This window comes from Janibacter cremeus (assembly GCF_029395675.1).
Classification (GTDB): domain Bacteria; phylum Actinomycetota; class Actinomycetes; order Actinomycetales; family Dermatophilaceae; genus Janibacter; species Janibacter cremeus_A.
In genome coordinates, this window is record NZ_CP115184.1 from 3,428,639 (window position 1) to 3,441,491 (window position 12,853).

Consider the following 12,853-nt stretch of genomic DNA (forward strand, 5'->3'; position numbering starts at 1 on the left):
GTATGTGAAGAGACATCGCTGACAACCGGGGGCTCGGTAGCGGCCCGGAAGATGGGCTGCATGAGTCAGCAGGCGGTCTCGGTGGAAGTTCGGTTGGCGGTCGGTGCTCACGCTGTCTTGGAGGATGCCTCGGGGACCTCGGTGAGCGAGCTGTGCAAGCAGCAGGGCATCTCGCGGGATACGTACTACCGGTATCGGCGCCGGATGCGCGAAGAGGGCGTTCAAGGTTTGGTCCCGCGCTCGAGGCGGCCGAACAACTCGCCCAGGGCCACGGACGCTGACACGGTCGCGGCGGTGCTCGACAAGCACGACGAGCTGGTTGCAGAGGGCTGGGACGGCGGGGCCATGTCGGTGCACGATTGGCTCACCCTGGCGGGCGTGGAGGTCCCCTCGGCGCGCACCTGCCACAAGATCCTGACCGACCACGGGCGCACCGAGCCGACACCGTCCAAGCGGCCCAAGTCCAGCTACCGCCGCTTCGAGGCGATGAAACCCAACGGGGTGTGGCAGCTGGACGGGCACGAGGTCAAGCTCACCGAGGGCAAGGGCGTCGTGCTGCGCTTCCAGGACGACCACTCCCGCATGCTGATGGCCTCACGCGCCGCCAGCGCCGAAACGGGCGAGGACACCTGGAAATGCATGGTCGCCGCTATGGACCGCCACGCAAAGCCGGCGTTCATCCAGTGCGACAACAGCACGGCCTTCACCGCCCGGCTGATCAAGGGCGGGGGCTACTCCATCCTGGAGGCTCGCCTGCACCGCATCGGGGTCGGGATGATCAACTCCAGCCCCAAGCACCCGCAGACCAACGGCAAGAAGGAACGCGAGTGGCAGACGCTGGAGCAGTGGCTCAGAGCGCGTGAGCGCGCCACGGACCTACCCGAGCTGCAACGCCTGCTCGATGCCTACGACCTGATCTTCAACACCGAACGCCCGCACCAGGGCATCGCCGGAAGCACGCCCGCGCGGCGCTACGCAGCCACCGACAAGGCCCTTCCAGACCCTGAGCAGCTCAAGGAACGCCAGTTCGTGCGTGAGGTCACTCTGCCCCCGGCCGGGTACTTCGACCTGCCCGGAGCCCGGGTCAGCCTCGGCGTCGCCTGGGCCGGCGCGACCCTGCACTACCTCATCGACCAGGACCACGCCGTCCTCTTCCACGAAGAACGCATCCTGGGACACATCCAACTCGACCCGGACAAGATCACCACGCCCAAAACCGGCCGCACGTACTATCGAGTCGAAGCACGCCCCTGACTGTCAGACATGTCCCTTCACGACTGTCCGACATGTCCCTTCACAGGACACGTGCTCGGAGGCGCGGTAATACATCGACCCGGGGCGAAGGGGGCGTGGCAGGCTGAGGGGTATGTCTCCCCAACTGCGCATCGCCCAGGACGAGGCCGCCGACGAGGTGCTGTCGTCCGACCCCTTCGCCCTGGTCGTCGGGATGCTCCTCGACCAGCAGTTCCCCATGGAGCGGGCCTTCCAGGGGCCTGCCAAGGTCAAGGAACGCTTCGGCACGCTCGATCCCGCGCAGATCGCCGCGGCCGAGCCCGAGGCCTTCGCCGACCTGTGCGCCACCCCGCCGGCCGTGCACCGCTACGGGCGCTCGATGGCCGGGCGCATCCAGGCGCTCGCCACGGTCGTGCGCGACGAGTACGACGGGGACACCGCCGCGATCTGGACGACGGCCGCGGACACCAAGGAGCTGCTGACCCGGCTCAAGGCGCTCCCGGGCTTCGGCGACCAGAAGGCGCGCATCTTCGCCGCCCTGCTCGGCAAGCAGCTCGGCGTGCGTCCCGACGGGTGGCGCGAGGCGATCGGCCCCTACGCCGAGGACGGCTCGCGCCGCTCGGTCGCCGACGTCACCGACGAGGGCTCGCTGCAGGAGGTCCGGGACTTCAAGAAGGCCGCGAAGGCGCAGGCCAAGGCGGCGAAGCAGGCCTAACCTGGCTCGGGTCGATGTATCAGTGAGCGTCCCAGCGCGTGTCCTGTGAAGGGACATGTCGGACAGTCGTGAAGGGACATGTCTGACAGTCAGGGGCGTGCTTCGACTCGATAGTACGTGCGGCCGGTTTTGGGCGTGGTGATCTTGTCCGGGTCGAGTTGGATGTGTCCCAGGATGCGTTCTTCGTGGAAGAGGACGGCGTGGTCCTGGTCGATGAGGTAGTGCAGGGTCGCGCCGGCCCAGGCGACGCCGAGGCTGACCCGGGCTCCGGGCAGGTCGAAGTACCCGGCCGGGGGCAGAGTGACCTCACGCACGAACTGGCGTTCCTTGAGCTGCTCAGGGTCTGGAAGGGCCTTGTCGGTGGCTGCGTAGCGCCGCGCGGGCGTGCTTCCGGCGATGCCCTGGTGCGGGCGTTCGGTGTTGAAGATCAGGTCGTAGGCATCGAGCAGGCGTTGCAGCTCGGGTAGGTCCGTGGCGCGCTCACGCGCTCTGAGCCACTGCTCCAGCGTCTGCCACTCGCGTTCCTTCTTGCCGTTGGTCTGCGGGTGCTTGGGGCTGGAGTTGATCATCCCGACCCCGATGCGGTGCAGGCGAGCCTCCAGGATGGAGTAGCCCCCGCCCTTGATCAGCCGGGCGGTGAAGGCCGTGCTGTTGTCGCACTGGATGAACGCCGGCTTTGCGTGGCGGTCCATAGCGGCGACCATGCATTTCCAGGTGTCCTCGCCCGTTTCGGCGCTGGCGGCGCGTGAGGCCATCAGCATGCGGGAGTGGTCGTCCTGGAAGCGCAGCACGACGCCCTTGCCCTCGGTGAGCTTGACCTCGTGCCCGTCCAGCTGCCACACCCCGTTGGGTTTCATCGCCTCGAAGCGGCGGTAGCTGGACTTGGGCCGCTTGGACGGTGTCGGCTCGGTGCGCCCGTGGTCGGTCAGGATCTTGTGGCAGGTGCGCGCCGAGGGGACCTCCACGCCCGCCAGGGTGAGCCAATCGTGCACCGACATGGCCCCGCCGTCCCAGCCCTCTGCAACCAGCTCGTCGTGCTTGTCGAGCACCGCCGCGACCGTGTCAGCGTCCGTGGCCCTGGGCGAGTTGTTCGGCCGCCTCGAGCGCGGGATCAAACCTTGAACGCCCTCTTCGCGCATCCGGCGCCGATACCGGTAGTACGTATCCCGCGAGATGCCCTGCTGCTTGCACAGCTCGCTCACCGAGGTCCCCGAGGCATCCTCCAAGACAGCGTGAGCACCGACCGCCAACCGAACTTCCACCGAGACCGCCTGCTGACTCATGCAGCCCATCTTCCGGGCCGCTACCGAGCCCCCGGTTGTCAGCGATGTCTCTTCACATACCTGTCAGGCATGTCCCTTCAAATCACAAGCGTCCCAGCGCGCCGGGATACATCGACCCGACGGGACCCTCACTCCTCGGCGAAGCCCGGCAGGTAGCGCTGCATCGAGCCGCGGGCCGCGATGGTCGCGCCGAGCTGGGCGAGCACGCCGGTGGAGCCGACGAAGACCCGGTGGATCATCGCGTACTCCCGGGGCATGTTCAGCCGCAACCCGGTGGAGAACTCCGGTGTCCGCAGGTCGGTGAGGCCCTTGGTCGCGGAGCGCAGCCACTCGCGGGTGAAGGAGTGCGTCGGCGTGCTCAGCGGCTCGATGAGGGGCAGCAGGTAGGCGAGCACGTCCTGTGCGTCGACCTCGATCCCCGGACGGATGAAGCCCTCGGCGCGCAGTCCCTCGATGACCGCCTCGGCGTCGCCCGCCAGGGCCTTGCGCACGAGGGTGCCGATGAGCGGCGGGAACCCCTCGGACAGCCGGGTGACGGCCCCGTAGTCGATGACGCCGAGCCGTCCGTCGGGGGTGAGGCGGAAGTTGCCCGGGTGCGGGTCGGAGTGGAGCAGGCCCACACGCTCCGGTCCGGAGAGCAGGAAGTCCAGGTAGAGCTGGCCGACCCGGTCGCGCACGTCCTGGTCGGCCTCGCGGATGATCTGGCTCAGTGGCGCGCCCTCGAGCCACTCGCTGATCAGGACGTGTCGGCTCTGCCGGACCACGTCGGGGACGGCGACGTCGGGATCGTCGCGGTAGGCCTGTGCGAAGGCGCGCTGGTTGGCGGCCTCGAGCCCGTAGTCGAGCTCCTCGTCCGCGGCGGCGAGCAGCTCGTCGGTCACCGGCTTGATGTCCATCGCGGGCATCCACGTCGTGGCCACGCGTGCCAGCCGGGCGATCTGCTGCAGGTCGCTGCGCAAGGCCCGGTCGGCGCCGGGGTACTGGACCTTCACCGCGACGACCCGGCCGTCGGAGGTGACTCCGCGGTGCACCTGGCCGATCGAGGCGGCCGCGACGGGACCGTCCTCGAGCTCCAGGTCCTCGCGCCAGTCGGGACCGAGGTCGCGGGTGAGGACGGAGTGGACCTCCGCGGTGGACATCGGCGGCGCCGCGTCCTGCAGCCGCACGAGCATCTCGCGGTAGGGCTCGACGTACTCCTCGGGCAGTGCGGCCTCGAGGACGGAGAGGGCCTGACCGACCTTCATCGCGCCGCCCTTGAGGGAGCCGAGCACGGCGAAGAGCTGCTCGGCGGTGCGTCGCTGGATGTCCTCGTTGACCACCTCGGCGGGGGTCCCGCTGAGGCGTCTGCCCAGCCCTCGGGCACTGCGCCCGGCATGGCCGAGCGGCAGGGATGCGAGCCGCGCGGCGCGACCGGCGGCTCCTCGGGGGATCTCACTCACCCGGCCATTGTGTCGTCCCTCCCTGTGTCCGGGCTGGACCCCCCTTCGTCCCCGGGTGTCGGGACCACCCGCAGCGGTGCGGTGGTGCACCGGCTGCACCCCGGGTGGACCGGCCACAGGTGCCGCTCGAGGGTGGGCCCGGGGGTGGCGATCTCGAAGGACCACTCGGGTGTCGCCAGGCGCCCGCCGACGTGGTCGAGCACGAGCGTGGTCGTCAGCCCGGCCGCGAGAAGGCGCAGCGCGGGGACGCCGTCGACGGGAGCGGGCCCGGTGATGCCGGGGCGGTCCAGCTGGGCGCTCAGCCACGGCCAGGCCGGGTCGACCTCGGCCCGGGTGAGGTCGAGGCAGTGCAGGCAGGGCCCCTGCCCGGGCAGGAGAAGGGGGCCGATGCTCGCCTGCTCGTGCTGGCACCACAGCGGCAGCACCGGGACCCGCGCCACCAGCCAGGGGTGCACCGACTCGGCGGCCGGTGGCGTTGTGCTGACGACCACGGCCAGGTCGGTGGCACCGCCCTCACCGCCCGGACGCACCCGTGTGGTGTCCACGCGCTCGCTCTGGCGCAGGCCGTCGACGAGCAGCGCCGGCAGCGCCCCGGACCCGACGACGGCGACTCGCGCCTCCTCGCCGCCGGCGTCCGGGTGCAGGAGGCCGCCGGCGACGAGCTGGTCGAGGACACTCGTGGCGCGGCCCGGGTCGAGGCCCTCGAGGGCCGCCGTGGTGACGGCCTCGGTGAGCGTGCGGGAGGGGTCGACGCCGGTGAGCCAGCGGCACTCGGCGTCGGAAAGGCCCTGCAGCCGGACCGAGCGGGCACCCAGCCCGATCTGCACGCTGCCGTCCGGTCGGCGCAGTGGTCGCAGGTGCGGCGTGGTGCCGGGGCCGGGAAGGTGCATCGTCGTCTCGCTCGGTGGCCGGGATCGGTGGACGACCACTGTGGCGCAGTTCGCGAGGAGGCCCGACCGGTTGTCCACAGGCCCCGCGCCACATACGAACTACTGCAGGCAGCAGTACGTTTCGTGTGCAGTAGTTCGAGCTACTGCCGACGATACGAGGTGCTGCCTGCAGTAGTTCGTTTCTGCGGGACCGCTGAGCGCTCAGACCCGGCTGGCGAGCTCCACGAGCGAGCGGAGCGAGTCGTCCATGTCGTCCGGCAGCGCGTCGACGGGCCACCACGCGAGGTCCTCGGACTCCTCGGAGGCGACCGGCTCGGCCCCCTCCGCGGCGATGGCGATCCAGCGCAGGTCGAGGTGCTCGGTGCACCGGGTGAAGCCCGAGCCGAGCGCGTGCCGGTCCAGCTGGGCCGGGCCCGGCCGCAGCTGCAGCGTCGCCGCAGTCAGGCCCGACTCCTCGAGGGCCTCGCGCAGGGCACCGGCGGCGACGGAGGTGTCGTGCTCCTCCAGGTGCCCGCCGAACTGCAGCCAGCGGCCGACCTTGGGGTGCAGGGTCAGCAGGACGTGCTCGGCGCCCGGGTCGACGACGAGGCAGGAGGCGGTGAAGTGCGCCGGCGGTCCGGACCGGTCGGTGGCTGCCTCGTGCGCGTCGAGGTGGGCCAGGTACTCGAGCCGCAGCGCCTCCTGCTCGGCCGTCGGTGACGGCCAGGTCGTCAGCAGTCCGCGCAGGTCGTCGGCGAGCGCCGCGTGGCTCATCGGTCCTCTCCGGGGTCGGTGCCGTCCTCGGGTGCGTCGGTGTCCCGGTCCGCGTCCGCCTCGCTGAGGATCGACTCGAGCGCGGCGTCGAGGTCCTCGCTCCCGGAGGACTCCCCGGCGGCGGCGCGCTCGACGAAGCCGAGCACGTCGTCCAGGTCGTCGGCGCTCGGCGCGACGTCCGGGTGCGCCCACACGGCGTCGCGGCCCTCGGCCCCGACGCGCTCCTCGAGCGCGGCGAAGAGGCTGGCCGCATCACGCAGGCGGCGCGGCCGCAGCTCCAGCCCGACCAGGCCGGCGAAGGTCTTCTCCGCCGGACCACCCGTGGCCCGGCGCCGCCGGATCGTCTCGGTCATCGCGGAGGTGGCCGGCAGCTGGTTCCTCGTCGCCTGCACCGACACGTGCTCGACCCAGCCCTCGATCAGGGCCAGCCACGTCTCGAGCTGGGCCAGGGCGCTGCGCTGCGCGGGGGAGGGCGCCGGGTTGAGGAAACCGCCGGTCAGCGCCTCCTGGATGGCGCCCGGGTCGGTCGGGTCGATCTCGCGCACCGCGGCGTCGATCGCGTCGGTGTCGATGGCGATGCCCCGCGCGTAGGCCTGCACGGCCGCCAGGATCTGCGGGCCCAGCCACGGCACCGCCGTGAAGAGGCGCATCCGGGCCGACTCGCGCGTCGCCAGGTGCAGCCACACCTCGTCGAGCTCGACGTCGAGGCCCTCGGCGAATCCGGCGACATTGCCCGGCAGCAGCGCCACCCGGTCGCTGACGAGGGGCACGCCGGCCTCGGTCGCGGTGAGGGTGTCGGAGGCCAGGGCGCCGACGGCCTGGGCGGTCTGCCCGGTGATCAGGGTGGAGGCCATCCGGTCGACGAAGGGGGCCATCTGCTGGCTGAGCATGGACATGTCCATGCCCGGCGGCAGGCCCAGAGACTGCAGGTCGGGGGCGCTCGGGTCGTTCATCCGCGAGGTGAAGGAGTCGCGGATCGCGCCGGCGAGACCGTCGGCGATCGGGTCGACGAGCGAGGCCCACACCGGCATGGTCGCCTCGACCCACTCCTCGCGGGAGAACGCCTCACCGGTGAGCGCGGGCGCCTCGAGGGAGGTCACCTGGTCCAGCCACAGCGCCGCGAGGCGGGTGGCCTGCTCGACGAGGACGAGCTCGCGGTCGCCCATGGTGTGGTCCGACTCGGAGATCACCTCGCGGGCGGCCGACGTCGCCGCGGTGACGTCCACCCCCTTCGCCTGGGCGCCGGGGGCGAACATCGCCTTGATCTGCGAGGTCATGGCCGCGACCTGGGCCGGGTCGGCATCGGTGATGCCGAGGGCCTTGAGCTGGTCGACGACCTCCGGGGGGAGGTCCCGACCGCCGTTGAGGTCGCGGAAGATCCGGGCAAGGTCCTCAGGCAGCCCGTCGTCGCCGGAGGGGGTGCTGGGGTCGTTGCTCACGTGTGTGCTCTCTTCCTGAGAGGATGTGCTGTCCTTTAGACCCAACCACGAGCGGCGCCGGATGGTTCCCCGACCCCCAGGAGGTCATGTGCTGGACGAGCCGGCCCAGCCACCACGCAGTGAGCGGATCGCCCGTTACATACTCGTCGTGTCGGTGCTCTTCCTCATCGTCGCGCTCCTCGGCAGCTTCATCAAGGTGAGCTACGCGGTGGAGAGTCCCGGACCGGTCACCGACACCCTCGGCGAGCTCGACGACGGCACGCAGCTCGTCCGCGTGGACGGTGCGAAGACCTACCCGACCGAGGGGGAGCTCTACTTCACGACCGTGCGCATCCTCGGTGGCCCCGAGCGCCACATCAGCGTCTGGGAGTGGGTCCAGGGACACCTCGACCCCGACTCGCGGGTCGTGCCGGAGGACAAGGTCTTCGGCGAGGACCGCAGCGCCGAGGAGGTCGAGGAGCTCAACGCCGCCCTCATGGAGGGCTCGCAGCACACCTCCATCGCCGTCGCCCTGCGCAGCCTCGGCGAGGAGGTGGGCCAGGAGAACGTCGTCGCACGGATCGCCAAGAAGATGCCCGCCGCCGGCGCCCTGCGTCTCGAGGACGTCATCGTCTCCGTCGACGGCGAGCGCCCCGGGAGCCTCGAGGAGCTCGTCAACGCGATCGCCGACCGCGAGGTCGGCGAGGAGGTCACCCTCGAGGTCCGGCGCGACGGCAGGACGAGGACCGTCACGCTCGAGACGGCCGACATCGGCAACGACCGCGCCGGCGTCGGTGTCGTCCTCGAGCCGAAGTACGACTACCCCTACGAGGTGCGGATCGACGCCGGCCACGTCGGCGGACCGAGCGCGGGGATGATGTTCGCGCTCGCCGTGCGCGACCGGCTGACCCCGGGCGCCATGACGGGCGGGAAGTCCGTCGCCGGCACCGGCACGATCGCCGACTCCGGCCAGATCGGGCCGATCGGCGGCATCCGGCAGAAGATGGTCGGCGCCCGGCAGGCCGACGCGCGGTGGTTCCTCGCGCCGGAGGACAACTGCTCCGCCGTCGTCGGCAACGTCCCCGACGGCCTGGGCGTGGTGGCCGTGGACACCTACGACGACGCGGTCACCGCGGTCGAGGGCATCGCGAAGGGGGAGACCGCGGACCTGCCGACGTGCGAGGACGCGGCGTAGTTCCCCGCTCGCAGACGAAGGGCGCCGCTCTTTGGCGCGAAGTCCGCCCGTCGCGGACGAAGGGGGTACGGCAGGCCTTGGCGCACAGTCCGCACCCCCGCAGGGGATCCCGCACCGAACGCACTCAGTGCGGACTGTGGCCTGAGTCGGCCGACCGCACCCCTTCGTCCACTCCTGTCCGTACTGCTCAGTCCTCGAAGGTCGCCCGCAGCGCGTGGACGAGGCCAGGGGCGATGTCCTCACCGGTGGCGACCCGGTCGTCCCGGTCGTGGGCGCGCTGACGCAGCAGGCACACGGCCCGACCGTCGCGGTGGACGGCCACGAGCAGGCGCACGTCCTGGCGCTGCGGGTGGTCAGCGAGGGCGTCCACGGCCTCGTCCGGGTCCTCCGGCAGGTCGCGCTCGGCACCCGGGGGGATGACGACGCGCTCGACGGCCAGCGCCGCGCCGTGCACGGTCTCCGGCCAGGCCATCCGGCCGAGCAGCGACTCCAGCGAGGAGGTCCGCGGCAGGTCCTCCTGCTCGATGGCCGTGAGGGCCCCGGGCGCGCGGTCGGCCGCACCGTCGAGGGCGAGCTGCGGCTCGGCCTCGACGAGGGTGGCGGTGTCGACGAGCGCGAAGACCCGGGGGTTCTGGTCCCATCCGGAGATCGCGACATGGCGCTCGGTCTCGAGCGCGGCGACGGTCAGGGGTTCGGTCGTGGGGATGTTGTCAGATGACGAGTCGGGCACGGGGACCATGCTGCCCTACGTCCTGTCAGGTCCTCTGGGTACGGTAGGCGCACCATGAGCAGCGCGAGTTGGCCGCACGGCGGTGACAAGGGGGGCGCGGTGCCGCCCCGTGACCACGACGGGACCCCACCGAGGCGTGGCCCGGGCAGGGTGGCGAAGGCGGCCATCGCGATCGCCGTGCTGCTCGTGATCATCAGCATCGTCGCGGGGTTGTGGACCGAGTCGCTGTGGTTCAGCGCACTCGGCTTCTCCGAGGAGTGGTGGTCGCGGCTGAGCACCCAGGCCCTCCTCTTCATCATCGGGGGCCTGGTCACCGGCCTACCCGTCGGCCTGAGCCTGTGGCTCGCCCACCGCACGCGTCCGCTGACCGTGCCGATGTCCGCCGGGGAGCAGGCCCTCGCGCAGTACCGCCAGGCCATCGAGCCCTTCCGCAGGGTGACCGCGTGGGCGTTGCCCACCGTGCTCGGCCTGCTCGGCGGTCTCACGGCCGCGGGGCAGTGGCAGGTCTGGCTGCTGTGGCGCAACGGCGAGGCGACCGGCGTCACCGACCCGCAGTTCGGGCGGGACATCGGTTACTACCTCTTCGGGCTGCCGTGGTGGAGCTTCCTCGTCGGCTTCCTCACCGTCGCGATGCTCGCGAGCCTGCTCAGCGCGGTCTTCGCGCACTACATCTACGGCGGCATCGTCCCGCCCGGACGCGGTCGCTCCACGCGGGCCGCCTTCCTCCACCTGGCCGTCATCGCCGCGGTGCTCGCGGTGCTGCGGGCCTGGAGCTACCTGCTCGACGCGCACGCCCTGACCACTCGCGAGGGCGAGGTGCTCACCGGCGTCGGGTACACCGCGGACCACGCGATCATCCCCACCAAGTACATCCTCGCGGTCGCGGCGGTGCTGTGCGCCGTGCTCTTCCTCGCCTCGGTCCGCTCCCGCTCTTGGCGGCTGCCGATGATCGCGGTCGGCACCCTCGTCGTCCTCTCGATCGTCGTCGGGGCGATCTACCCGGCCCTGGTGGAGACCTACCAGGTCTCGCCCTCGCGCAACACGCTCGAGGAGCCCTACCTGCAGCGCAACATCAACGCCACGCGGGAGGCGCACGGTGTCGCCGAGACCGAGGAGACGACCTACGACGCCGTCTCGGACGTCACCTCCGGGCAGCTGCGCCAGGACGCGCAGTCCATCCCCGGCATCCGACTGCTGGACCCCGCGGTCGTCAGTCAGACCTATCAGGAGCTGCAGGCACAGCAGCAGTACTACACCTTCCAGGACGAGCTGGACGTCGACCGCTACGAGATCGACGGGGAGACCACCGACGTCGTCGTCGGGGCGCGCGAGCTCGAGCTCGACAACGTCCCCGCCGACCGGCGCGACTGGGTCAACGACCACACCGTCTACACGCACGGCTACGGCCTCGTCATGGCCCGCGGCACGCAGGTGCAGGCCGGCAACCCCGAGTGGATCAACCCGGCGTCGGCGATCGGCGAGTACGAGCCGCGCATCTACTTCGGCGAGCAGATGGACCACTTCTCGATCGTCGGCCGCAGCGACAACCAGGAGCCGCGCGAGGTCGACCGCCCCACCGGTGGTGAGGACTCGCGCTACACCTACCAGGGTGACGGGGGAGTGGACATCGGGTCCCCCCTTCGTCAGGCGGCGTACGCGCTGACCCACCGCGACCTGAAGTTCATGCTCTCCGACGCGGTCGGGCCCAACTCCCGGCTGATGGAGCACCGCACCCCCAGGGAGCGTGTGGAGCGGGTGGCGCCGTGGCTCACCCTCGACGACGACGTCTACCCGGCGATCGTCGACGGGCGCATCAAGTGGATCGTGGATGCCTACACGACCTCGCGGCAGTACCCGTACAGCACCGCCTTCTCGATGTCCGGCGTGCAGACCGGTCAGGTCTCCTCCCGGGAGACGCAGCAGGCGAGCGCGCTGGTCGGCGATCGGGTCAACTACATGCGCAACTCGGTCAAGGCCACCGTCGACGCCTTCGACGGCAGCGTCGACCTGTACAAGTGGGACAAGGACGACCCGATCGTCGAGGCCTGGGACAAGGCCTTCCCCGACCTGATGCAGGACCGCGACGACATCAGCGGTGAGCTCATGACGCACCTGCGCTACCCGGAGGACCTCTTCCTCATGCAGCGGGCCGTCCTCGCCGACTACCACATCACCTCCGCGAGCGACTTCCGCGCCGGGCAGGACCGCTGGCGCGTGCCGGACGACCCCTCGCGCGGTGACGAGGGCGTGGCCCAGCCGCCGTACTACCTGTCGCTGGCGATGCCCGAGCAGAACCGGCCCTCGTGGAAGCTGACCTCGACCTACATCCCGCGCGGTCCGCGCAACGTCATGGCCGGGTACCTGGCCGTCGACGCCGATGCCGGTGCGACCGACGGCGACCCGGCCCAGGGCTACGGGAAGCTGCGTCTGCTCTCGGTGCCACGCAACACCACCGTGCCGGGTGTCGGCCAGGTGCAGAACGACATCGTCTCCTCCAACGCCACCTCCGGCGACGGCAGCCAGACCCTGCAGGACTACCTCAACAACGCCAACCGCGGCGGCTCGCAGGTGCACTTCGGCAACCAGCTGGCGCTGCCGGTCGGGGAGGGCTTCCTGCACGTCGAGCCGATCTACCTCTCCTCGTCCTCGGGGACGTCCTACCCGCAGCTGCGGATCGTGGTGGCGACCTTCGGCGGCAAGGTCGCCTGGGGCCCGACGCTCGACTCGGCGCTGGACCAGCTCTTCGAGGGCGATGCCGGTGTCGAGGGCGGCGACTCCACGCCGGCTGAGGGCGAGCCCGGGTCCGGGGACGAAGGGGGTGACGGTGGCGGTGACGAGCCGGCAGCGCCCGCGGCGAGCGACCCCGAGGCCCTGCGCGAGGCCATCGCCGGCATGGAGCAGGCCTACGCGGACGGCCAGGAGGCGCTGCGCAACGGCGACTTCGCCGCCTACGACCAGGCGCAGAAGGAGCTCAAGCGCTACCTCGAGCAGGCCGCTGCCGCACAGCCCGAAGGGGGCTCGGCAGAGCTGGAGGGCAACTGATTTGGTCCTCCCCGTGCGGTCACGTAGAGTTGCAACTGCAACGACGCGGGGTGGAGCAGTTCGGTAGCTCGCCGGGCTCATAACCCGGAGGTCGCAGGTTCAAATCCTGCCCCCGCTACCAGGTTCAGGCCCGGGATTCAGTGCGAATCCCGGGC

At 70.9% G+C, this 12,853-nt stretch carries 10 protein-coding genes and 1 tRNA gene; 5 read left to right on the forward strand and 6 right to left on the reverse strand.

The window, feature by feature from the left end; translation table 11 throughout:
• Window positions 1-60 precede the first annotated feature (60 nt).
• Entirely contained in the window at window positions 61-1,254 is a 1,194-nt protein-coding gene (locus O9K63_RS16450) for an integrase core domain-containing protein (RefSeq protein ID WP_277237866.1), read from the forward strand.
• A gap of 112 nt (window positions 1,255-1,366) precedes the next feature.
• A complete protein-coding gene (locus O9K63_RS16455) occupies window positions 1,367-1,948 on the forward strand; it encodes an HhH-GPD-type base excision DNA repair protein (protein ID WP_277239649.1) in 582 nt (193 codons plus the stop codon).
• A gap of 89 nt (window positions 1,949-2,037) precedes the next feature.
• Here the strand turns inward: O9K63_RS16455 and O9K63_RS16460 are convergent, their stop codons facing one another.
• The 5 genes from O9K63_RS16460 to O9K63_RS16480 form a co-directional block, all read right to left on the reverse strand.
• Window positions 2,038-3,231 carry an integrase core domain-containing protein gene (locus O9K63_RS16460; protein WP_277237754.1) on the reverse strand — a complete coding sequence of 398 codons (1,194 nt, stop codon included), beginning with the start codon at window positions 3,229-3,231 and terminating at the stop codon, window positions 2,038-2,040.
• 128 nt (window positions 3,232-3,359) lie between these two features.
• Window positions 3,360-4,670: an ABC1 kinase family protein gene (locus O9K63_RS16465; protein ID WP_277239651.1), complete on the reverse strand. Its 1,311-nt coding sequence runs from the start codon at window positions 4,668-4,670 to the stop codon at window positions 3,360-3,362.
• Window positions 4,667-5,560 carry a hypothetical protein gene (locus tag O9K63_RS16470; protein WP_277239653.1) on the reverse strand — a complete coding sequence of 298 codons (894 nt, stop codon included), beginning with the start codon at window positions 5,558-5,560 and terminating at the stop codon, window positions 4,667-4,669. The genes O9K63_RS16465 and O9K63_RS16470 overlap by 4 nt, the downstream gene beginning before the upstream one ends.
• Before the next feature lie 201 nt (window positions 5,561-5,761).
• Entirely contained in the window at window positions 5,762-6,313 is a 552-nt protein-coding gene (locus O9K63_RS16475) for an NUDIX hydrolase (protein ID WP_277239655.1), read from the reverse strand.
• On the reverse strand, window positions 6,310-7,752 hold the full coding sequence (locus tag O9K63_RS16480; protein ID WP_277239656.1) for a zinc-dependent metalloprotease: 1,443 nt from the start codon (window positions 7,750-7,752) through the stop codon (window positions 6,310-6,312). The genes O9K63_RS16475 and O9K63_RS16480 overlap by 4 nt, the downstream gene beginning before the upstream one ends.
• Before the next feature lie 88 nt (window positions 7,753-7,840).
• On the opposite strand from O9K63_RS16480, the gene O9K63_RS16485 reads away from it, so the two are divergent.
• Window positions 7,841-8,926: a YlbL family protein gene (locus O9K63_RS16485; RefSeq protein WP_277239658.1), complete on the forward strand. Its 1,086-nt coding sequence runs from the start codon at window positions 7,841-7,843 to the stop codon at window positions 8,924-8,926.
• Between the two features lie 187 nt (window positions 8,927-9,113).
• Here O9K63_RS16485 and O9K63_RS16490 read toward each other — a convergent pair whose 3' ends face one another.
• Window positions 9,114-9,665: a PPA1309 family protein gene (locus O9K63_RS16490; protein ID WP_277239659.1), complete on the reverse strand. Its 552-nt coding sequence runs from the start codon at window positions 9,663-9,665 to the stop codon at window positions 9,114-9,116.
• A gap of 45 nt (window positions 9,666-9,710) precedes the next feature.
• On the opposite strand from O9K63_RS16490, the gene O9K63_RS16495 reads away from it, so the two are divergent.
• On the forward strand, window positions 9,711-12,698 hold the full coding sequence (locus O9K63_RS16495) for a UPF0182 family membrane protein (RefSeq protein ID WP_277239660.1): 2,988 nt from the start codon (window positions 9,711-9,713) through the stop codon (window positions 12,696-12,698).
• A 44-nt stretch (window positions 12,699-12,742) separates the two neighbouring features.
• Window positions 12,743-12,819, forward strand: a tRNA-Met gene (locus tag O9K63_RS16500).
• The last annotated feature ends 34 nt before the right edge of the window (window positions 12,820-12,853 follow it).